General features: G+C 58.3%; 20 protein-coding genes and 1 pseudogene. 12 read left to right on the top strand and 9 right to left on the bottom strand.

Annotated elements, in window-relative coordinates; genetic code table 11:
- Positions 1 to 451: 451 nt before the first annotated feature.
- From AB4N47_RS09745 to AB4N47_RS09725, 5 genes are all read left to right on the top strand, one after another.
- Entirely contained in the window at positions 452 to 1,474 is a 1,023-nt protein-coding gene (locus AB4N47_RS09745; RefSeq protein WP_341637485.1) for an ABC transporter substrate-binding protein, read from the top strand.
- Between the two features lie 75 nt (positions 1,475 to 1,549).
- A complete protein-coding gene (locus AB4N47_RS09740; protein WP_041480351.1) occupies positions 1,550 to 2,575 on the top strand; it encodes an aromatic ring-hydroxylating dioxygenase subunit alpha in 1,026 nt (341 codons plus the stop codon).
- A 60-nt stretch (positions 2,576 to 2,635) separates the two neighbouring features.
- The gene (locus AB4N47_RS09735) at positions 2,636 to 3,478 is read left to right on the top strand and encodes an ABC transporter ATP-binding protein (protein ID WP_339099878.1); all 843 of its coding nucleotides are present in this window, start codon (positions 2,636 to 2,638) and stop codon (positions 3,476 to 3,478) included.
- 19 nt (positions 3,479 to 3,497) lie between these two features.
- Entirely contained in the window at positions 3,498 to 4,301 is an 804-nt protein-coding gene (locus AB4N47_RS09730) for an ABC transporter permease (protein WP_341637484.1), read from the top strand.
- A gap of 40 nt (positions 4,302 to 4,341) precedes the next feature.
- Positions 4,342 to 5,772, top strand: a complete 1,431-nt coding sequence (locus tag AB4N47_RS09725; RefSeq protein ID WP_341637483.1) for an amidohydrolase family protein — start codon at positions 4,342 to 4,344, stop codon at positions 5,770 to 5,772.
- Between the two features lie 154 nt (positions 5,773 to 5,926).
- Here the strand turns inward: AB4N47_RS09725 and AB4N47_RS09720 are convergent, their stop codons facing one another.
- Positions 5,927 to 6,808 (bottom strand): LysR family transcriptional regulator, encoded by an 882-nt coding sequence (locus AB4N47_RS09720; RefSeq protein ID WP_282382907.1) that lies wholly within the window; start codon positions 6,806 to 6,808, stop codon positions 5,927 to 5,929.
- A 108-nt stretch (positions 6,809 to 6,916) separates the two neighbouring features.
- On the opposite strand from AB4N47_RS09720, the gene AB4N47_RS09715 reads away from it, so the two are divergent.
- Entirely contained in the window at positions 6,917 to 7,918 is a 1,002-nt protein-coding gene (locus AB4N47_RS09715; protein ID WP_341637482.1) for a zinc-dependent alcohol dehydrogenase family protein, read from the top strand.
- Positions 7,919 to 8,048: 130 nt separating this feature from the next.
- On the top strand, positions 8,049 to 8,966 hold the full coding sequence (locus tag AB4N47_RS09710; RefSeq protein ID WP_110645311.1) for a LysR substrate-binding domain-containing protein: 918 nt from the start codon (positions 8,049 to 8,051) through the stop codon (positions 8,964 to 8,966).
- A gap of 56 nt (positions 8,967 to 9,022) precedes the next feature.
- Here the strand turns inward: AB4N47_RS09710 and leuD are convergent, their stop codons facing one another.
- From leuD to AB4N47_RS09685, 5 genes and pseudogenes are all read right to left on the bottom strand, one after another.
- Complete coding sequence (leuD, locus tag AB4N47_RS09705; protein WP_348971245.1) at positions 9,023 to 9,628, bottom strand: 3-isopropylmalate dehydratase small subunit; 606 nt, start codon at positions 9,626 to 9,628, stop codon at positions 9,023 to 9,025.
- 2 nt (positions 9,629 to 9,630) lie between these two features.
- Complete coding sequence (gene leuC, locus AB4N47_RS09700) at positions 9,631 to 11,052, bottom strand: 3-isopropylmalate dehydratase large subunit (RefSeq protein ID WP_341637480.1); 1,422 nt, start codon at positions 11,050 to 11,052, stop codon at positions 9,631 to 9,633.
- Between the two features lie 261 nt (positions 11,053 to 11,313).
- Positions 11,314 to 11,670: pseudogene (locus AB4N47_RS09695) on the bottom strand (cation:dicarboxylate symporter family transporter); the annotation flags it as partial.
- Positions 11,643 to 11,831: a cation:dicarboxylate symporter family transporter gene (locus tag AB4N47_RS09690; RefSeq protein ID WP_445941185.1), complete on the bottom strand. Its 189-nt coding sequence runs from the start codon at positions 11,829 to 11,831 to the stop codon at positions 11,643 to 11,645. The gene AB4N47_RS09690 and the pseudogene AB4N47_RS09695, both read right to left, overlap by 28 nt.
- 97 nt (positions 11,832 to 11,928) lie before the next feature.
- Positions 11,929 to 12,804 (bottom strand): alpha/beta fold hydrolase, encoded by an 876-nt coding sequence (locus AB4N47_RS09685; protein WP_341637479.1) that lies wholly within the window; start codon positions 12,802 to 12,804, stop codon positions 11,929 to 11,931.
- 282 nt (positions 12,805 to 13,086) lie between these two features.
- Between AB4N47_RS09685 and AB4N47_RS09680 the strand changes: the two genes are divergently transcribed.
- From AB4N47_RS09680 to AB4N47_RS09670, 3 genes are all read left to right on the top strand, one after another.
- A complete protein-coding gene (locus AB4N47_RS09680; RefSeq protein WP_038862146.1) occupies positions 13,087 to 13,605 on the top strand; it encodes a sigma-70 family RNA polymerase sigma factor in 519 nt (172 codons plus the stop codon).
- Positions 13,592 to 14,572 carry a DUF4880 domain-containing protein gene (locus AB4N47_RS09675; protein ID WP_341637478.1) on the top strand — a complete coding sequence of 327 codons (981 nt, stop codon included), beginning with the start codon at positions 13,592 to 13,594 and terminating at the stop codon, positions 14,570 to 14,572. The genes AB4N47_RS09680 and AB4N47_RS09675 overlap by 14 nt, the downstream gene beginning before the upstream one ends.
- Positions 14,573 to 14,693: 121 nt before the next feature.
- The gene (locus AB4N47_RS09670; RefSeq protein WP_460154474.1) at positions 14,694 to 17,084 is read left to right on the top strand and encodes a TonB-dependent siderophore receptor; all 2,391 of its coding nucleotides are present in this window, start codon (positions 14,694 to 14,696) and stop codon (positions 17,082 to 17,084) included.
- 71 nt (positions 17,085 to 17,155) lie between these two features.
- On the opposite strand, the gene AB4N47_RS09665 is transcribed toward AB4N47_RS09670, so the two are convergent.
- Positions 17,156 to 17,536 (bottom strand): hypothetical protein, encoded by a 381-nt coding sequence (locus AB4N47_RS09665; protein WP_341637476.1) that lies wholly within the window; start codon positions 17,534 to 17,536, stop codon positions 17,156 to 17,158.
- A gap of 410 nt (positions 17,537 to 17,946) precedes the next feature.
- On the opposite strand from AB4N47_RS09665, the gene AB4N47_RS09660 reads away from it, so the two are divergent.
- Positions 17,947 to 18,432, top strand: a complete 486-nt coding sequence (locus tag AB4N47_RS09660) for a DUF6130 family protein (RefSeq protein ID WP_341637475.1) — start codon at positions 17,947 to 17,949, stop codon at positions 18,430 to 18,432.
- A 59-nt stretch (positions 18,433 to 18,491) separates the two neighbouring features.
- Here the strand turns inward: AB4N47_RS09660 and AB4N47_RS09655 are convergent, their stop codons facing one another.
- Together AB4N47_RS09655 and AB4N47_RS09650 are read right to left on the bottom strand one after the other, a co-directional pair.
- Positions 18,492 to 19,946 (bottom strand): TrkH family potassium uptake protein, encoded by a 1,455-nt coding sequence (locus AB4N47_RS09655; RefSeq protein WP_341637474.1) that lies wholly within the window; start codon positions 19,944 to 19,946, stop codon positions 18,492 to 18,494.
- A 226-nt stretch (positions 19,947 to 20,172) separates the two neighbouring features.
- Entirely contained in the window at positions 20,173 to 21,252 is a 1,080-nt protein-coding gene (locus AB4N47_RS09650; protein ID WP_341637473.1) for an SDR family oxidoreductase, read from the bottom strand.
- A 74-nt stretch (positions 21,253 to 21,326) separates the two neighbouring features.
- Between AB4N47_RS09650 and AB4N47_RS09645 the strand changes: the two genes are divergently transcribed.
- Complete coding sequence (locus AB4N47_RS09645) at positions 21,327 to 21,719, top strand: MerR family transcriptional regulator (RefSeq protein WP_341637472.1); 393 nt, start codon at positions 21,327 to 21,329, stop codon at positions 21,717 to 21,719.
- Positions 21,720 to 21,849: the final 130 nt, after the last annotated feature.

Genomic DNA, 21,849 nt, shown 5'->3' with positions numbered 1-21,849 from the left:
CAACTGAGCGAATACAATCCTCAACCCTCATTCAGCACAATCCGCGCGTAAAACTGAATACTTTTCAGCCATCGGTTGCGCACCAGATTGAGGCGCGCTTACTTGGATTCGCACCGTTGCGATTCGTCTGCACACCTCCTGCTGATTGCCTCGCCCGCCGGATCCCGTGAAGGCGGGCCTGCGACGGCTTGGCACACTTTTGGCTATGACTGCTTTCGAGTAGAAGCGGTCAGTGCCAGCAATGGCACCGGGCATTGCTCTTGCGCCCCTCCCTGTGGGCGTACGTCCGATTGGATGCTTGAACGCGGCGCCAGCGCCCCGGGCAAGAGAGAAGTGTCAGCCGTGTAACTACGCATATACGCCCCTCTCCTCCCTTGTTCTCTCCAATCGGTCCCTCGCTGGCGTGCCGATTGGCGCGCGGCGGTTTTCGAATCGTTGTGGAGAACACATCATGAAAATTCGCTTTGCCTTGGGTCAACCGCTTCGCTCGCTACTGGCCATGGCGCTTGTGCCCGCCGCCCTGATCGCGTCTCCACTGGCGTTGGCCAATGACAAGGTGGTGCTGCTTACTTCCTGGTATGCCCAAGCTGAACAGGGCGGTTTCTACCAGGCCCTGGCGGATGGACTGTATGAAAAAGAAGGCCTGGACGTGACCATCCGCATGGGTGGGCCGCAGGTCAATGGCATGCAGCTGCTGCTCAACAAGCAGGCCGATTTCATCGTCAACTACGACTTGCAGATTCTCAAAAGTGTGGAGCAAGGCCTGCCGGTAGTGGCCGTGGCCGCGCCCTTTCAAGGTGATCCTCAGGGTCTGCTGACCCATGCCGATGTGAGCGGCCTGGATGCCTTGCAGAACAAGCAGGTGCTGGTTTCCACCTCCGGCCAGCAAACGTGGTGGCCTTGGCTCAAGGGAAAATACCAGCTCAAGGACAGCCAGGCCCGCCCCTACACCTTCAACCTGCAACCCTTCCTCGCGAACGCCAACACCACGCAGCAGGCCTATGCCAGCTCTGAATTGTTCCAGGCGTTGAAGGCCGGGGAAAAAGCCAACTTCTTCCTGTTTGCCGACGCCGGTTACCCGCCCTACGGCTCGACCCTGGCCACGCGCCAGGATGTGATCGATCAACATCCGGATCGGGTCCAGCGCTTCGTTCGCGCGTCCATGGAGGGCTGGAAGCGCTATCTCGACAACCCGAGCGCCAACCACCTGATCAAGGCCGACAACCCGAACATGAGCGATGAATTGCTCGCCTGGGGCTTGTCGACGCTCAAGCAATATCGCCTGGTCACCGGTGGTGATGCCGCCACCCAAGGCATCGGCGTGATGAGCGATGCGCGCTGGCAGGCCACGCGCAATTTCATGGTCGACGCCGGCCTGCTCGGTGCCGATGCGCCTTGGCAGAAGGCCTACACCACGCGCTTCGTCGAGGACTTGAAGGTACTGCCTGGCGCCGAACAGTCCGCCTGCCGCTGAGCCTGATTGCAAGACTGCTGAACCCAGAGCCCGAGCCCAAGAGCCGGCTGAACGATTACCGTGAGGACACTTGTTATGTTGGTTACCAAACAACCTGTATTGCGCCGCTTCTGGTATGCCCTGCTGCCCATGACCTCGCTGGATGCCGGCCCGCAGCCCTTCACTTTACTCGGTGAGGCGCTGGTGCTGTGGAAGCGCCCCGACGGCACCCCGGTGGCCATGCGCGACCGTTGCTGCCACCGCACCGCCAAGCTCTCGAAAGGCTTTGTCAGCGAGGACGGCAACATCGCCTGCGGCTATCACGGCTGGGAATACGACTGCACCGGCACCTGCGTGAAGATCCCGCAAAACCCCGCTGGCATGATTCCGCCGGGCGCCTCGGTCCAGGCCTTTCACTGCCAGGAAAAATACGGCTACGCCTGGGTTGCCCTCGACGATCCTCTGCAACCAATCCCTGAGTTTCCCGAGGATGGCGCCCCGGGCTACCGGCGCATCTTCCAGTTTTATGAAGAGTGGAAAACCAGCCCGCTGCGGGTCATGGAAAACTCCTTTGACAACTCGCATTTTTCCTTCGTCCACAAAGCCAACTTCGGCCTTTTCGACCAGCCCGCGCCGGCCGGCTACGAGTTTCGCGAAACCGACTATGGCTTCGAGGCGGAGACCCGGGTGCCGATCCGCAATCCTGAGGAAAGCTATCGCATCACCGGCACCCGCGAGCCGATTACCCAGCGCCACCTGATCAACCGCTATTACCTGCCGTTCTCCCGGCGCTTTGGCTGCATGTACCCGGACAGCGGCATCCACCACATCATCTACAACTGCGCGACACCCATGGAAGACGGGCGCCTGATGCTGGTCCAGTGGTTGTATCGCAATGACAGCGAAGAGCAATGCTCGACCCAGGAACTGATCGACTGGGACGCAGCGATCACCGCCGAAGACCGCGACATCCTCGAAGCCACCGATTACGACGCCTGTGTCGATACTCGCCGGCGAGTGGAACTGCACATGCCGTCGGACAAGCCTGGCCTGGTGATTCGCCGGCAACTGCTGGGCCTGCTCGAAGCCCACGGTGAAAGTGAAGTGTTCCTCAGCCATTGAAGTCAGCGCCCCGGTGTGCCGGGGCTTTACCGGACGCTCATGACCCAAGGGGAGAGCGCTATGTTGATGCAAACCATAACTGGGGCCAACGCCCTGCCACAGGCGTTGCCACGGGGCGACAGCGTCGGCGTGCAAACACCGCTGTTCGCCAATCAGGTGGAAAAAACCTACAGCAACGGTACCCAGGCCTTGAGCCGGGTGAAGCTGGCCATTCAGCGCGGCGAGTTCGTTTCATTGCTCGGCCCTTCGGGCTGCGGCAAGAGCACCCTGCTGAAAATGTTCGCCGGCCTCGAAAAGCCCTCCGCCGGCCACGTGCGCTGGTGGGGCAAGGACAGCCCGGCCAGCCCGACCCAAGGGCAAAGCCTGGCGATGGTGTTCCAGGAGGCGACCCTCATGCCTTGGGCGAAGGTCAGCGACAACGTGCGCCTGCCGCTGGATCTGGCCAATGTGCCCAAAGCCCATAGCCAACCAAAGGTCGACGCCGCCCTTGCCCTTGTCGGCTTGGACCGCTTCAGCCAGGTGTACCCGCGGGAACTGTCCGGCGGCATGCAAATGCGCGCGTCCATCGCCCGGGCCTTGGCCACCGAGCCCAATCTGCTGCTGATGGACGAGCCCTTCGGCGCCCTGGATGAGTTCACCCGCAACAAGCTCGACAGCGACCTGCGTCAGCTGTGGGCTAGCCGCGACCTGACCGTGGTGTTCGTCACTCACAGCATTTTCGAGGCCGTCTACCTGTCATCGCGGGTGGTGGTGATGGGTGCGCGCCCGGGCCGAGTAATCGCCGACATCGAAATCGACGGCCCGTTGGAACGAGACGAGGCCTACCGCACCTCCCCGGCCTTTATCGCGCAGTGCGCACGCCTGTCCCGGCTGCTGGCCGAGGCCAATGGCGATTCTTGCTGACTTTATTGAGAGCCCGCTCATGAGCCCGTCCTTTACTCCCTGGTTACGTCACCCCACGGTGTTGCGCATCGTCTCGCCGCTGCTGCTCGGCACGGTATTGCTGGGTCTGTGGCAATTGGCATGTGTGGCCTGGAAGGTGCCGGTGTATCTGGTGCCCTCCCCGGTCGATATCGGCCGTACCCTGATCAGCGATGGCCCGATGCTGTTCGGTGCATTGTGGATGACCTTGAAGATCACTTTTTTTTCCTTTGCGCTGGCGGTGCTTATCGGCACCCTGGCGGCCTTTGTGTTTGTGCAGAGCCGCGTGCTGGAAGCCAGCCTGTTTCCCTACGCCATCCTGTTGCAGGTGACGCCGGTGGTGGCCGTGGCACCGCTGATCATCATCTGGTGCAGCAACACCACGCTGGCGTTGATTATTTGCGCGACCCTGGTGGCGATTTTTCCGATCATCGCCAACACCGTACTCGGCTTGCGCAGCGTCAACCCCGGCCTGCTCAATCTGTTCCGCCTGAACCGCGCCAGCCGCTGGCAGGTGCTGTTGCGCCTGCGCATTCCCAGCGCCCTGCCGTGTTTTTTTGCCGGGCTGCGCATTGCCAGCGGGCTGGCGTTGATCGGCGCGGTGGTGGCGGAGTTCGTTGCCGGCACCGGGGGCACCGGTGCAGGGCTGGCGTATCAGATCCTCCAGGCCGGCTTTCAACTGAATATTCCAAGGCTGTTCGCTGCCCTGCTGCTGATCGCCTTGACCGGTGTCGCGTTATTCAGCCTGATGGCCGTGCTGGCCCGGTTGAGCCTGCGCAACTGGCACGAAAGCGAACTCGGCTGACCCTTTGAATCCGCCGCAGGTGCGGCGTATGGAGCCTCACATGAAGATTCAAAATAGCTGGCTGGTACGTAACGCCAGCGCCATCCTCACCGGTTTGTCCGGCGCGGCGGCGCGCCACGCCGGGCCTGATATCCGTATCGTCGACGGCCGCATCAGCGCCATCGGCGCCCTGCAACCCCAGCCCGGCGAGCGAGTGCTGGATGCCACCGATTGCGTGGTCTACCCGGCGTGGGTCAATACCCACCATCACCTGTTTCAGTCGCTGCTCAAAGGCATTCCCGCAGGTATCGACCAGAGCCTGGGAGCCTGGCTGGGTGCCGTGCCCTATCGCTATCGCGGCGCGTTTGACGAGCAAAGCTTTCGCCTCGCCGCGCGCATTGGCCTGGTCGAATTGGCACGATCCGGCTGCGCCACCGTCGCAGACCATCATTACCTGTACTTGCCGGGCATGGACTTTGACAGTGCCGAGGTGCTGTTCGAGGAAGCCGAACGGCTGGGGCTGCGGTTTGTCCTCTGCCGTGGCGGCGCCACGCAAGCACGACAAGCCGAAGGCAAGTCCATGGCCGGGCCGGAGACCCTGGAGCAATACCTGGACGACGTCGAGCGTCTGGTGCGGCGCTACCACGACCCGGCCGCCGATGCCTGGCGGCGGGTGGTGATGGCGCCCACCAGCCCGCCCTACTCCATGCCTGCCGAACACCTGCGCGAAACCGCCCGGGTCGCCCGGCGACTGGGCATTCGCCTGCACAGCCATCTGAGCGAAACCGTCGAATATCAAAATGAGGTGCAGCAACGCCACGGCATGTCGCCAGTGGCGTTCTGTGCCGAGCACGAGTGGCTGGGGCCGGACGTGTGGTTCGCGCATCTGGTGAAACTCGACGCCGAGGAAATCCGCATGCTCGGGGCCAGCGGTACGGGCATTGCCCATTGCCCGCAAAGCAATGGCCGCCTGGGCAGTGGCATTGCCGATGTGGTGGCCATGGAAGCTGCGGGAATGCCGGTGTCGATTGGCGTGGATGGCGCCGCCTCCAACGAGGCCTGCGACATGATCAGCGAAACCCACGCCGCCTGGCTGATGCAACGGGCCAGACTTGGCGAACGGGCCCGCCCGCGTTATGCCGGCGGTGACGAGGAAGGCGGTGCCAGCGCCGCCACGGTGGAAGACGTGGTGCGCTGGGGTACGTCTGGCGGGGCTCGGGTGCTGGGGCTGGACGCCGTGGGCAGCGTGCAAGTGGGCATGGCGGCCGACCTGGCGATCTATCGCCTGGACCAGCCGCGATACTTCGGCCTGCATGACCCGGCGATCGGGCCGGTGGTGGGCGGAGGACGCCCGACGTTACGCGCCTTGCTGGTCGGTGGCCGGTTGACCGTACACGACGACCAGTTGCCTGACTTCGACCTGGCCGAACTCGGCGCCCAGGCCCGGGACGCGGTGCGGCGGTTGCAGCAGGCCACAGGCGTACGCTCATGAGCTGATCTCCCCGGCACGTGCTGCCGTGCCAATACTCGGCCGTATCAAATGTCTGGTAGATGGAAAAATACGCCAGTAATCGACTTGGGACTGTCATCAGATAGTTTCAGGGTCCCGGAGAAGAAAGCAGCGGACGGCGTATCACAAGGCGCTGCTACAACAATTGCTCGCGTAGAAAATCGACGAACGCCATCGTCCGCGCTGAACGTCGTCGCTCGCGGCTGAGTACGGCGCTGACAGGCAGCGCGCTGGTCTGATAGTTGTCGAGTACGGTACTCACCCTGCCCTGCTCGACGTCAGCTGTGAACAGCCATTGCGGTGAGAGGGAAATACCCAGCCCGGAGAGCACCATTTCGCGGATGGCCTCGCTGCTGTTGCTGGTGACGTTGCCCTGGATACCTACATCGAACGCTTGGCCGAGGTGCGTAAAGTGCCAACGGTCGTAATGCTCCAGCAACGTGAAGCCGATGCAGTTGTGTCCTGACAGTTCGCTGGGCTCACGTGGCACGCCGTGTAGATCCAGATAACCGGGCGCCGCATAGACACGCCGTGGGCTATTGCCCAGTGGCAGTGCCACCAATCCCTCGCTCTTCACTACACCAATGCGGATCGCCAGATCGATGTTTTCCTTGAGCAGGTCTTCATTGTGGTCACTCAGCCGCAGGTCAATCCGCACATCAGGATGGCGTTGCAGGAAAATCCCTATGAGCGGTGCGATGCATAACCTTCCATAGCTGACCGGGGCGGCGACTCGTAAAGGGCCGGCAATCTGCTCCTGGCCACTGGTGAAGCTTCGCGTGGCAGTTTCGACGTGGCCGAGAATTTCCTGGCAGTGGTCGTAGAAGCGTTGACCTTGGTCGGTCAGGGCCAGGTGCCGAGTGCTGCGTGCGAACAATGGCCCACCCAGGTACTGCTCCAGCGCGCGCACTTGTTTACTCACCGCCGGCTGCCCCATGTTCAGTTCACGGGCGACCGCCGAGAAAGACCCGCGCTCCACGACGCGGACAAAGACATGCATGCTGTCGAACAGATCCATCGACGATTGGTTCTCTTTGCGGAATAAGTCATATGCAAATTGGGTTTCTTATCGGAATGATTAAAGCGCGGCAATCTGTAAGCGTCCATCCCAACACAGGTTCCCGTCATGAAACATTCCATGCTTGCCGCCATCGCCGAGTCCGCTCAATCCCCGCTGGCCATCCGTCACATCGACCGCCCTGTTCCCGGTAACGGGCAAGTCCTGGTCAAGGTTCACGCCGCAGGGGTCAATCCGCTCGATAGCAAAATTGCCGCCGGCGCAGGGGCTCACGCCCGCCAAACGCTGCCGGCGGTGCTCGGCCTTGATCTTGCCGGTACGGTGGTCGAAACGGGCGAAGCGGTCGAGGGGTTCACCGCGGGCCAGGAAGTCTTCGGCATGCCCGGCGGGATCGGCGGTGCCCAAGGCACCATGGCCGAGTACATTGCCGTGGATTCCCGCCTGATCGCGGTCAAGCCACACACCCTCAGCATGCGTGAGGCGGCTGCATTGCCTTTGGTATTCATCACCGCGTGGGAAGGTCTGGTCGATCGCGCCAATGTCCGCTCTGGTCAGCGTGTCCTGATTCATGGGGGCGCGGGTGGGGTCGGCCAAGTGGCTGTGCAACTGGCCAAGGCTCGCGGTGCCGATGTCTACGCCACCGGTTCGGCGGGCAGTTTCGACTTCATACGCTCGCTGGGGGCCACGGCGATCGACTATCAGGCACAGAGCGTTGAGGATTATGTCGAGCACTACACCGCCGGAGAAGGGTTCGACATTGTCTACGACACCGTCGGCGGCAGCACGCTGGATGCATCATTCAAAGCCGTGAAAGCCTATACCGGGCACGTGCTGAGCTGCCTGGGTTGGGGCCAGCACAGCCTGGCACCGTTATCGTTCAAAAGTGCCACCTACTCGGGCGTCTTCACCCTGGCGCCACTGCTCACCGGCAAAGGACGCGAACATCACGGCGCTATCCTGCGCGAGGCCGCTGCGCTGGCCAATGCGGGTCAACTGACGATCCGCGTGGATCAACAGCACTTTGCGCCGCAAGACGTCAACGAGGCATTTCGCCAAGTCGCCGAAGGCCGCGGCAAGGGCAAGACGGTCATCGAGTTTGTGGGTGCATAGTTCCTTGTAATCTCTTTAGAGCGCACTCGGCCAAAAGCGTCTTATAGAGACTCAGAGCCATAGAACGCTAATGACCTGAATCGCTGTTATTATTCCCGCACTACAGATAAATGGCGGCTTTATTCGGTATATGAACACGAATCGTGAGCAGTTTCCGTTGCCGGAAGATTTAAAGGTCTTCCTGACTGTTATCCGAAAAAACGGCTTCGCGAATGCCGCTGAAGAGTTGGGTTATTCACCTGCCTACATAAGCAAACGCATTTCCGTACTTGAGTCGACTCTAGCCACAAAGCTGCTGCACCGCACAACAAGACGTATTGCGCTGACCGACGACGGCGAACGAGCCCGGCAATGGGCAGAAAAACTGCTGGGAGACCTCCAGGAATTTCTTGGTGAAATATCCGAAGCGCGGCATCAACCTACAGGGTCGCTGCATATTTGCAGCAGCTTCGGTTTTGGACGTAACCACGTAGCACCAGCGATTTGCAAACTATCGCAGACCTACCCGAAACTCGATATCCGACTGGACGTGTTTGACCGTGTAGTCGATATCGTCGGCGAAGGGTTTGACCTTGAGATACGTGTCGGGGATGACCTGCCTGGTCAGCACCTGGGCCGAAAACTTGTGAGCAATCGACGAGTGCTGTGTGCAACTACGGAGTATCTGGAGCGGCGAGGCATGCCTCACTCATTAGATGACCTGACCGCCCATGATTGCTTGGTACTGAAAGAGCGAAATAACGCATTCGGCGTTTGGAACCTGACAAAGGACGGACACGAAGAGTCGGTGCGCGTAAGCGGCCCTTTGTCCTCCAACAACGGTGAGATTGTTCTGGAGTGGGCATTGAGCGGTGGAGGGATCTTGTTGCGGTCGATGTGGGACGTTAAACCGATGCTGGAACAAGGACGACTGGTGCAAGTCCTTCACCAATACACTCAAAGTGCAAACGTATGGGCTGTGTACCCCACCAGACTTAGCGAGTCGGCAAAATTGAGGGTTTGTGTCGAGTTTCTCGAAGAGTATTTTCGCCATCTATCGGTTGAGTGATGCCCTGGCGGTAGATCCCAGCATGCGATCTACCGTCCACGGTGTTTCCATCTGGTTCACAACCAGGGATTCTCCGACAGATACCGAGTTTCAAAGCTGCGAATCTGTTCGGTACGCTGAAGCGTGGTGCCAATGGCATCCAGGCCGAGTAACAGCGACTGCTTACGCAGTTGATCAATCTCAAAGTGAATAACTGCACCGTCAGCTAATTCGATCGTTTGCTCTGGCAGATTCACGTTGATCTTCGCTGTTGCTGCGTTGCTGATAACGCCTGCAATTTGTTTCAGCTGCGCTTCGGACACCTGGATGGCCAGCACCCCATTTCGCTGGCAGTTGTCATAAAAAATACCGGCGAAGCTGGTGCCAATGAGTGCTCTGATACCGACTTGCTTCAAACCCCAGACGGCATGCTCGCGGCTTGATCCACAACCAAAGTTTGGCCCGACCACCAGAAAAGCGGCATCGTTCCAGGCGGGCTGATTGAGAATGAAAGCTGGATTGGGTTCGCCGGACTCAAGGAATCGCAGATCGAAGAACAGGCCTTGGTCCAGCCCCTTGCGATCGATCCCCTTGAGGAACTGCTTGGGCATGATGACGTCGGTGTCGATGTTGGAGGCCAAAAACGGTGCTGCACTGCCGATTACCGTGGTGAAAGGTTGCATGTTCACGCCTCCAGAGCGAAAGATCGAACGTCAGTCAAATGCCCGGTAATCGCCGCCGCAGCGACCATCGCGGGGCTCATCAGATGGGTGCGCGCACCGGCGCCCTGCCGGCCTTCAAAATTGCGATTGGTACTGGATGCACACCGGTCACCGGGTGCGAGCACGTCATCATTCATGGCCAGGCACATCGAGCAGCCTGATTGCCGCCACTCAAAACCCGCATCCAGGAAAATCTGCGCGAGCCCCTCCTCTTCCGCCTGGCTACGCACCAAGGTCGATCCCGGGACGATCATTGCTCGCACATGGGCAGCGACTCGTTTACCGCGCACCACTCGTGCAACATCACGCAAGTCTTCAATCCTGGCATTGGTGCAGGAACCAATGAACGCATGGCTGATCATCACATCGCTTAGCGGCATTCCGGGTACCAGGCCCATGTAGTCCAAGGCTCGTTGCATGCCCTGACGCAATATGAGGTCTGTCTGACTGGCGGGATCTGGTACACGACTTCCAACCGGCGCCGCCTGATCAGGGCTCGTCCCCCAGGTGACCATGGGTTCCAGCGCACCAACATCGAGAGTGACTTCACAATCAAACAGAGCACCTTCGTCGCTATGCAGTCCTCTCCATTTCGAGACTGCCTGCTCCCACATCTCGCCTTGAGGTGCGCGGGGCCTGGATTGCAGGTAGGCAAAGACTTTTTCGTCCGGTGCCATGAAGGCGCCTCTCGCACCCGCTTCTACAGCCATGTTGCAGATGGTCATCCTGGCTTCAACGCTGAGGTCATTGATTGTCGGCCCCGCAAACTCAATTGCGTAACCTGTGGCGCCCGAAGCTCCGATCTTTTCGATCAGAGCCATGATGATGTCCTTGGAGGTGACGCCGGTTGCAAGTAAACCGTTCACCGTTACACGCATGGTCTTCAAGCGTTTGTAGACCAGTGTCTGTGATGCCAGCAAGTGTTCTATTTCGGAGGTACCGATGCCGAAACCAAACGCGCCCAATGCACCATAGGTCGTGGTATGACTGTCACCGGCTGCGACGATCATGCCCGGCAGTATGAAGCCTTGCTCGGGCGCTACGACGTGCTCAATACCCTGACGTTTATCGAGAATATCGAACAGTTCAATTCCGAAGTCTCGGCAGTTTTCTTCGAAGTAAGAGACCTGCTGTGCGCCACCTGCATCTGGCATTGTAGAAATACGAACTGGAGCAGTCGGGTTAACGTGGTCTACCACCGCCAAAGTCGCGCTCGGGCGCCAGACCTGGCGACCTGCTTCGCGCATACCGCTAAAAGCCTGTGGACTTGTGTATTCATTAGCGACCTGGCGGTCAATGTATAAAAGGACATGGCCCTGATCATCGAGAACACAAACAGTGTGGCTGTCGATGTGTTTCTGGTAGAGCGTTCTTGGCTTATTCATTGAATGGGCTCTTTTCCGGTCTAAGCATGAATATGGGTGCGGTATGTCAACAGCTTATTTTTGCCGCAGATTCTCTATCAATAGCGATAAGGTGAAGGCGTTGTGCACGATGCGTGAATAATCGTAAGTGCTTTTTTAGGACATCCATTTGTGGGGAGGTCATATTTTGAGCAGAACAACGCCAAGGCACTGTGTTGCGATCCAATGCGGCGTAGTACTGGCGCCATGAGCCAACAGAATGGAATCTGCGTCAGGGGCGACTTATTCGGTGGAAAGCTTGGCTGCCGCTGCGGCTGCTCGTGAACGACGGCCGCGCTTGAGGGCGATCGGTGCCATCTTGCTGCGATCCAGTTCACCCTCCCAAGCCGCCACTACAAGGGCTGCGACGGCATTCCCGATGATATTGGTCAGGGATCGGCATTCCGCCATAAAACGGTCGACCCCGAGGATCAACACCATCGCCGCCACAGGTACGGTAGGCACTACCGCCAGACTCGCGGCCAGCGCGACGAAACCCGCACCGACCACTGCGCCCGCACCCTTGGAGGTGAGCATGGCCACTGCCAGCAAAGTCAGTTGTTGCTCAAGACTCAAATCGATGTTGGTCGCCTGAGCCAGGTGATCGGGCCGATAATCATCTTGATCAGCTTGATGAATCCGTCACCCAATGGCTTGAAGTCGACGCCAATCTGGGGCCAGTAGTGGCCGACAACGATGCCCATGGCGATTGCTATGACGACCTGCACATAGAGCGTTCCCAGCAGTTTTCTGATTGTCATTGTTATTAACTCCAGGCGTGTTTCGGGCATGACTATTGCGCGCAGGCCAATGATGTCCTGCGGCGCAAGGCTGGTTCATATCAGTGAAAGGCGGGTGTCAACGCAGGAAAGCCATTGCCTCGGCGAGCAATACCTCTGGGACTTCTTCAGCAAGGTAATGGCCGGCGGACAACGCCTTGCCACGAACATCTGTGGCGACCTGTTGCCATTCCTTGAGCGGTTCGAAGCAACGACCGACCGTGCCTTCGGCGCCCCATAAAACCAGCAATGGAAGACTCAGGTGACGACCGGATTGGATGTCAGCACGGTCATGCTCAAGATCTATGCTGGCGCTGGCGCGGTAGTCCTCGCAGATACCCCGGGCGGCGCCCGGAAGTTTCAGGCAGCGCAGGTATTCGCCGAAAGCGTCGTGAGTAAACGGTTTGAGCCCCGCACTACGACTGCCCATCACACTGCGCAGATAGGCTTCGGGGTCGGCTTCGATCAGGGTTTCCGGCAATGGTGCCGGGCGAATCAGGAAAAACCAGTGCCAGTACGCGCGGGCAAACGCTTCGTTGGTTTGGGCGTACATCGACAAGGTTGGCGCGATGTCGAGCAGCACCATGCGTTGCACTGCAGCGGGATGATCCAACGCCAGGCGATGGGCAACGCGGGCGCCACGGTCGTGGGCCAGCAGAGAGAAGCGTTCGAAGCCCAAGGAATTCATCAGCTCGACACCGTCCTTGGCCATTTCGCGTTTGGAGTAGTTGGTGTGATTTTCGTTGGCTAGAGGCTTACCGCTATCACCATAACCGCGCAGGTCGGCGGCAATCACGGTGAAATGCTCGGCCAGTTGTTCGGCGACCTTGTGCCAAATGACATGGGTCTGAGGGTGACCGTGCAGCAACAGCAGGCCCGGCCCGCTCCCGCCAATGCGATAGGCAATGTCCACACCGTTGACATGACGCTGGTCTTTGAGGAATCCGGCAAACATGAGGTGACTCCTTGTTGTAGTTGCCTACATCCTGAAATCGTTGGCGCTAAAGAAAAAGTCGCAAACCGTGGTGCGATTATTCATGAACCGTGTTCAAAGAACGCTCGATCCATCACTTGGCGAACAAACTGCAGTATTTAAAGAATATCTGACATCCCTTTTTTAATAAGCCCCTCTTATGCGTGGCTTATTGCATTAACCGCTTCATACGCGTATTTGCTTGACGCCCATCGCCTGAGTAGAATGCGATTCATTATCAATCATGTATGTCCCGGGATGCCGATGCGTAGCGACGAAACACTAGGTACTGCAGATCCAGGGCTGCTCTATCGCACCCACTTCTCGTGGTTACAGGGCTGGCTGGTCCGTCGCATTGGCTGTCGCGACAACGCCGCAGATCTGGCGCAGGACACCTTTGTGCGTGTGCTCAAACACCGTCATCAGTCCGGCGCCCTGCGCGAGCCACGTGCTTATTTGAGCAGCATTGCCCGCGGTCTGATGATTGATCAGTATCGTCGTCGCGAACTCGAACGTGCCTACCTGGAAAGCATCACCTTGCTGCCGCAACACGAGGTTCCCTCGGAAGAAAGCCGGTTGATGATTCTTGATGCCCTCGAGCGCATAGACCGTCTGCTCGACTCGCTTAAACCAAGAGTTCGCCAGGCGTTTTTATTTGCCCGACTCGACGGTCTGACCTGCGCACAAATCGCCGAAAAGCTCGGTGTTTCCCGCGCGACGGTGGAGCGCGATCTGGCCACGGCCCTGCAACACTGCTATCGCTTGCGTTATGTCGAGGCCTGAGCCCGAGGCGCTGGATCCGGCCATTGTCGAGCAGGCGATCCAATGGCTGGTGCGCCTTCGCTTCAATCAAGCCGATGAACAGACACAGCGCACGTTCGAGCACTGGCTGCAGCAGCGCCCGGAGCATGGATTGGCGTGGCAGCGTGTGGAAACGCTTGGCGATGAATTTGAAGGCGTACCAGCTCAGCTGGCTCGACAAACCCTTAAGGGCGCCCAGCAGGGAATGCGCCGGCGGGAAAGCCTGAAGCTACTGGGCGTATTGGCGACCGTCGGCACGGCAGCCTGGCTCGGCCGCGACTACACCCCCCTGCCCTCCATGCTTGCACAGCAGCGCAGCAGCACCGGCGAGCAACGACGTTTCGAACTCGATGATGGCAGCCTTATCCAGCTCAATAGCGATAGCGCCGTCGACAGCGATTTCGACGCCCAGCGGCGCCTGATCATCCTGCGCCGTGGTGAAATCATCGTGAATATCGGTGCGGATCAATACTCGCCGCAAGCGCGACCGTTGTGGGTGCAATCACGCGACGGGATCATGCGAGCCCATAGCTCGCGCTTTCTGGTCCGCGAGCGTGACGACGGCACTCTGGTCGCAGCTCAGGAAGGATCAGTCACGGTTTTCCCCGGTTCCGGTCAAGCGTCTGCGAGCCGCAACGTCCTGGCAGGAAATCAACTGCTGTTCACCTCAAGCGACACCCGAACGTTCAGGGACATCGGCCTTGATCTATGGGGTTGGGGTGACGGTGTGATCAGTGCGAACCATATGCGCCTTGGTGACTTCATCGCAGAGTTGTCGCGTTATCGCCCAGGAGTCCTGCGCTGCGCCGAAGAGGTCGCTGATCGACGCGTTTCCGGCACCTTCCAGCTCGCCGACAACGATCGGGTCCTGGCATTGATCGCGCAGTCACTGCGCCTGCACATTGATTACCGAACCCGTTACTGGGTCACCGTAACCGCTGCCACCTGACTCCACCCGAATATTTTTTCGCTACCTGAAAAATAATGAGGTGGTTTCTCATTCTCGTTCGACCTCTAAGGAAGGCCGGAATACAGGCCAGTCTGCCGATGTCCTTTCTTGGAGCGAGAAAATGAGTTCGTCCCCGGTTTCACAGCGCCATCCATTAAGTCGTGCCATGCACGGTGCGATCCTGGGTTTGATCGTGAGCAGCTACGCATTGCCATCGCTGGCGCAAACCTCGGGCGCTGATCACAGCAATCAAGTCAAACAGTGGAATATCGCCCCCGGGCCACTGGCGCCAGCGCTTGACCGCTTTGCGCGCGAGGCTGGCATCAGTCTTTCCTTCGACGCCTCGAGTGTGGCGAACCGCACCACGGCTGGGGTGAATGGCTCGCTCGATACATCGGCAGCGCTGTCATCCCTGCTCCAGGGCAGCGAATTGCAGATCGAACAGCAAGGCCCAAATGCTTACCTGCTGACCCCTCAAGCAAAAACCGCCGGCCCGCTGGAGCTCGACGCAACGGCTGTTGAGGACTACCGCCTCGCCCCGCTCATCATCAATGCCAAGGTCCGGGTCAGTGCCGACGACGACGCCAACTCGGTGGTTGCCAAGGAGCTCTGGGTGGGCGGCAAGGTGGCCACCAGCATTCTCAATACACCGGCATCGGTGTCGGTGGTGACCAACAAGGAAATGCAGCAACGCAGCGTCAGCACCACGGAAGAAGCGCTGCAATACACGCCGGGCGTGGTCAGCGACTTTTATGGTACGGATGATCGCAACGACTATTTCCAGATCCGCGGCTTCCAGGCCACCACCTACCGTGACGGCTTGACCCTCAGCTCAATGCGCGGCGTACGCGAAGACCCATTCGCCTATGAGCGCATCGAGATTCTGCGTGGCGCCAACTCCACCCTGTTTGGCCCTGCGGACCCGGGCGGTTCGGTAAATTTCGTGACCAAACAGCCGCGCTTCGAGAAGTTTGGCCAAGGCTATGTGACCTACGGTTCGTTTGACCATGTCGAGACAGGCATCGATGTCGGCGATGCGCTGAACGACGAGAAAACCCTGGCCGGCCGCTTTACTGCCAAAGGCCAGAACAGCGATCGCGAGTACGATCATTCGCAGGACGACAACCAGTTGTTTATGGGTGGCCTCACCTGGGCACCGACGGATTACACGTCGGCCACGATGATTCTGGACTACCTGAAAACCGAAAGCTCGCCCAACAGCGGCGGCTATCCACTGGATCGGGAATACGACCGCAGCAAGTTTTATGGCGAGCCCAGCTACAACTTCCACGATGTCGAGCGCACCAGCCTCAGCGGTAACGTCACCCATGATTTCGACAACGGTTTCGTGCTGCGCAGCAATCTGCGTTACAGCAAGTTGACCGATGATTTCGGCTACGTGTACCTCAGCGACAGCGCCGCACGTGTCGGTACCACCGTCGATCGATACCTGTTTGGCACCGACACCGAAGCTGACCAGTTCAACGGCAATCTGATGCTGCAATACGATGCCCGCTTCGAGAACATCGACAGCAGTAGCCTGGTGGGTGTGGAGTATCTCGATTCGACCACCAAGGAAAGCTCGGTCTACGCCCTGGCGACACCAATCGATATTGCCAACCCTGTGTTTACTGGCGTTCCACGCTCAATCGCGCCGTATGCCGTCAACAAGCGAGACGCGACCACCAAGGCCGTCTTCCTTCAGCAGAACCTGTCGTTCTACGAGCGTTTCATCGTCACCGGAGGCGTGCGCAACGACTCGATGGACCTGACCAGCAAAGGCTTGCAATCCACTGAGAAAGACACCTTCTCCGAAACCTCCTACCGAGGTGCGTTGACCTATATCGTCAACGATGAGGTGTCCACCTACGTGAGCATGGTCGAATCCGTCTCCCCGCCGCAGGTTGGCGTAACACCGCAGACAGGCAGGCAGTACGAAGTGGGCGTGAAGTATGCGCCGATGGGAATGGATGCACTGTTCTCCGCCGCCGTGTATGACCTGACCCAGGAAAACGTCACCATCGCCGTGGTGCTGCCGAGCGGCATCATCGAGCAGCAGACAGTGGGCGAATCGCGGGCGCGTGGCCTCGACCTGGAGGCCAAGGCGCAGGTAACGCAGAACCTCAGCCTGATCGGTGGCTATTCCTATATGGAGTCCGAGGTACTGCGCGGTTCGTTGTATGACGGCAGTTCCCTGAAGGGCAACGAATTCGCCACGGCACCCAAGCACTCCGCTTCGCTGTGGAGTTACTACGACGTACCCGCCACCGATGTCAGCGTGGGCCTGGGTGCGCGCTACGTCGGCGCTTATTACTTCGATGCAGCCAACTCCGGCAAAAGCGATGGCACCACGCTGTTCGACGCCGCCTTCAACTACAAGATCGCCAAAGGCACCGACCTGGCGGTGAATGTCAGCAACCTGCTGGACGAGCAGCACGTGGTCGGCTCCGGCACCGCGAACTTCTACAACCCGGGCCGCGAGATTACCGCCAAGCTGAGCTACAACTGGTAAGCAGGCGGGTCAGCGTTTTCCCCACACAGAAAACGGTGCCCGCGTTACCGCGGGCACCTTCAACTTGGTTGTTAGCCGCCGACCTCACGCAAAATTCTCTCAAGCTCAGGACGGGTCCACCTCTCCCAAGGGAATACCTCCCGGTCATCGCCGCTGTGCCAATACTCGCCCGCATCAAATGCCTGATAGATCGAAAATGCCGGCTCGGGCATCTCTGCGTACAAGGACAGATCGACGATATCGCTGATGACAATATTCATCACCTCATCACAGTAGTGAAAATCGCGGCCGCCGGTGATAAACAGTCTTGCCACTGAGATCGCCAACTGATTGAGAAGAACGCGGCTGTCGATCTGCAGGCGCTCACACATAACATTTAATTCGGTGTTAGGGGCTTTCTCAATCATCCCCAGTACGTAATCAAGCTCGGCATCACTAAGACCTGTGGCCATATGATCAAAGTACTCGTGAGTTCGGTTTTGCGATGGATTCAGGACAAGCCTGTTAGAAAGCATTTTGGCAGATTTGCTGTTTAGCGACAGCTATGGTTCGAAAGCAGCTTCTGATTGGGTGGTCCCGTTTTCCCCCGGGGCTTATTCGGCAGAGGTCGACTTGGACTGTCATCAGATAAAGGTGACAAAGCGGGTATCGAGACCCGCGCTCACTGGCGCTAGCGAATTGAGATAGTACACAAACACAAGGGTGGCCGCTTTTGGGTATTTGGCGATCCGTGACACGAAGATCGGTCAGAAGCGGCCAGTCAGTATCGATGAGATACGTTGGATGATTCCATTTTCAAATGAGCCGCGGGCAATACCCAGGTTGATCTACGCTTGAATGAAATCACGCGGAGAAACAGATCATGTCCCTCGCTCCCGGAAAGCTATTGGCCCTGGTTTTGGGTGTCTTCGTTTGCACATCCGTGCTCGGACAAGGGGCAGCAGACAGCGATTCTCCACCGGCAATACTGCCATTGGCATCCGAGAGTGCGCCCAGACTCATTGCCTACCCGCCGCTTGCCGAGCCGCTTGCCCGTGGAGTGGTCATCATCCAGTTTCGAACAGAGCACGCCAGGATCATGCCGGTTTTTGGCAAGGTGGCTGCTGAGGTATCACCACGCTTAGGTCACCTTCACGTGACCGTCGATGACTGGAAAGGTACGTGGGCGCACACCAGTGAAGACCCGATTATCCTGGTCGGGCTAACGCCCGGTCCTCACAAGGTTCTCTTGGAAGTGGCCGACCCGACGCACCAGATCATCACCAGTACGACAGTGAGTTTTACAGTACCGGAGAAGAAACCGATGGACGCTCCCCGTACTGACGATGATCACGCGGTAAAACCATGACTGCCGTGCTATTCACCGAAACAGGCAACAATCGGCGTCTCTGCCAGCGATTGACTGGCTCAATATCTCCAGAAAACCGGGGTCACGAGCACCAACACCGTCAGGATTTCCAACCTGCCTAGCAGCATGCCAACGGTGAGTAGCCATTTCGCCGCATCGGGCAGTGACGAGAAATTACCTGCCGGCCCGATGATTGTGCCCAGGCCGGGGCCGACGTTACACACCGCCGTAGCGGCACCGCTCAGTGCGGTAATCCAATCAAGCCCGATCAGCGCCAGGCCCAAAGCGATGGCGGCAATCGTGATGGTGAAAAAAAACGAGAAGGTCAGCAGCGAACGGACGATCTCCTCGTCGATGGGATGACCATTGTATTTTTTCTGAATCACGGCTCGGGGATGGATCAACTGCTTCAAGCTGCTGACCAGAAGTGCGGCAGCTACCTGAAAACGGAAGATTTTCAGCCCGCCTGCCGTTGAGCCGGAGCAGCCACCGACGAAGGTCAGATAGAAAAACAGCAACACAGCGAAGCTGCCCCACAAGGTGTAGTCGCCAACCGCAACTCCGGTGGTCGTGACGACCGAGGTCACATTGACCGCCACGATACGAAACGCATCCCACCATCCGTAGTCGCTGTGCAAATACAGCCAGGTACCTACCGCCAAGGATGTGACGAGCAAGAATCCAACAAACCCGCGTACTTGGTGGTCCCTGATCAGCGCACGCCGATTGCCCCGACAGGTTGCGACGTACAAGGTGAACGGCAGGCTGCCCAGGATCATGATGACTACCGCCACCCAGTGAATAGCTGGCTGCTCCCAGTGCCCGAGGGAGGAGTCCGACGTCGAGAACCCGCCGGTAGAGATCAACGACATTGCGTGGTTGATCGCTTCGAATGGGGTCATTCCTGCGAGCCAGAGCGCCAAAGTGCCGATACCCGTCAGGCTTAGATAGAGCAAAAGGATGTACTTGGCTGCGACATGAGAACGTGGTGTCACTTTCTCCGACCAGTCCGAGGACTCTGTCTGGAAAAGACGCATGCCGCCGACTCGCAAGAGCGGAAGAATCGCGACAGCCATGCCGATAAAACCGATGCCGCCTAACCAATGCAGCATGGAACGCCAGATCAACAAGCCGGGAGAGGCGCTATCCAGACCGGTGAGTACCGTCGAGCCAGTGGTTGTGATGCCCGACATCGTTTCAAAGAACGCATCGGTGTAGCTGATATCGCTGATGAAAACCATGGGTAACGCTGCGAAGGCGCACACAACAACCCAGCTCGCGGTAGTCAGCAGGTACATGTCCCTGGGCCGAAGATTGCCGGTCTCCGGACGCCCTCGCACGATCAACAGCAGACCACAGATGAAGGTAATCAGACTCGACCAGAGAAAGGCCGACAGATCGTCGCTATGCTCATAGACCACCAGCGTCATCATGGGTATAGCCATGCTTACCGCCAGGGTGATCAGAAAAATACCCAAGATGAAGCCGATAAGCCGAATTGCTGCGAGGGACATCACGATACCGTTCCAAATTAGCGCCGCGCAGTATCGGATGCCCTCAATAAAGACTGCGTAAATTCTCCGTAAAATTTTGACCTGCAATCAGGCAGGCTGCGGGATCTGCGCTGATCAGGAGGAAACGAGTCTCTCGTAATCAGAGAAGGGCTTGAGCGCGCAGTACTGCACGTGTAGCAGACTCCCTTTGACGATACAGCGCTATTCGCCTTTGTGTCGCCAGAGGTCAGAGGGGCTGGCCCTTGGCTATGCAATACGTGTTGACGAACATTGCAGTGTGCTGCAAAGACTGTCGTATATCCGGTTTAGCTATTCCATGCCTGTTGGCAAATTGCTCAACCGCCGCCGTACTAAAACGAGTGGTCTGGATAAAGTCCAAAGCTTCGGGTTTTGTATTCAAGAACCACGCGACGGGAGGAATACTCAGTAGCAGCTTCAACAATCGAAGTGAAATGTGATGCTTGGGAGACTTTAATCCCAAAGGTTGTGCAACCTGTTTCAGGAGATCTCGCAGGTTTGGCGTCTGGTCATCAAGCGCCAGCAGTTCCTGACCCACCATGGCAGGATCAAACGCACAAACTGCCACCAGTTCAACCAGGTAGTCCACGGTGACCAGTGGCAGCCAGTGCTTGGCGGTGCCGGGCACCGCAGTCAACTTGCCCTGCACAAGGTTTCGTATCAGCTCCACCAGCGGCTGACCGTCAAGGATATGCCCTGTGCGGCTGTGGCCACAGACCGTCGCAGGATGGACAACAGTAAATTCCCCGCCCTTGGCTGCCATGACCTCCAGGGTCGCAAAATGCGCTTCCAGCTTGCTTCCTTCGTAACCACCGACACGCCGGTAGACGGCAGGCCAATTCGTCCGTTGCGGATAACGAGCGTCAATTCCGATGCGTTGCAGGTGTTCCTGATTTTTCAGCATGTAGCCGCCGATCATCACTAAACGGCTTTTTTGCTCAGCCGCCAACAGCGCCACCCGCTTTGCCCCTTCTACGTTCACCGCTCGAGAGTGTTCCACTGAAAGCCCCCATGCGAAGTGAGCACCCAAGTGGAATATGACGCTGGCGCGCCTCAGCACTTCTCGGTCAGCAACACTCAGCCCGAGGTTGTCTTGTTCCAGATCGCCAGCTACGGCGAATACCTGATTTGCGCACCCGCCCAAATTATCAACTTGCTCGCGCAAGGCGGCCAGTCGCTCCGGGCGACGCATCAACACCCGAATGGTGTGACCTTTCGCACTCAGGTTCGCCACCAAATGTTGACCGATGAAACCAGTCCCTCCTGTGACAAAGCACTCCACGCTCATTTCCATGTTCCTTGTTGAAGGTGAGAAATCAAGCGTAAAGTATCGACCCCACTCTACAGTCAAGCGGTGTTTGCATGAAAATCGGCGAACTCGAAACGCGCAGCGGCACCAGCCGCCATACGTTGCGTTACTACGAGCAAATCGGCCTGATCTCACCGCTGCGGCAAACCAACAACTATCGCGTTTACAACGAGCAAACTCTGCAGGATCTGGACTTTATCCAGCGCGCGCAAAGCATGGGGTTTTCTCTGGGGGAAATAGGCGAGATTCTGGATGCGCAGCGGAACAAGCTGATCGATTGTGCTGAAGGTGCGAAGCTGATTGAAAAGAAGATGGCAGACATCAAACAGAAAATCGGCAACCTCCAAAGCATTTATCAGTATCTGGATGAAGAGCGTGCAACGCTGGAAGCCAGTGCCGCCAGGCAACTTGAGCTTCAGCGACTGAGCAACTCCTCCAATCATTAAATCAGCTCGTTTTCCAGGTGCATCATGGTGATCATTCCTGGCCGGTTTCTTTCAGTCACGATGGGCGGAATTCAGGCGTTCGGCTAGACGTGTACACCCATGCACAGCAGATATCAGCAGTCCGGCAACT

The organism is Pseudomonas sp. S3_G06 (assembly GCF_054667565.1).
This window is presented reverse-complemented; position numbering and strand designations above follow the sequence as displayed.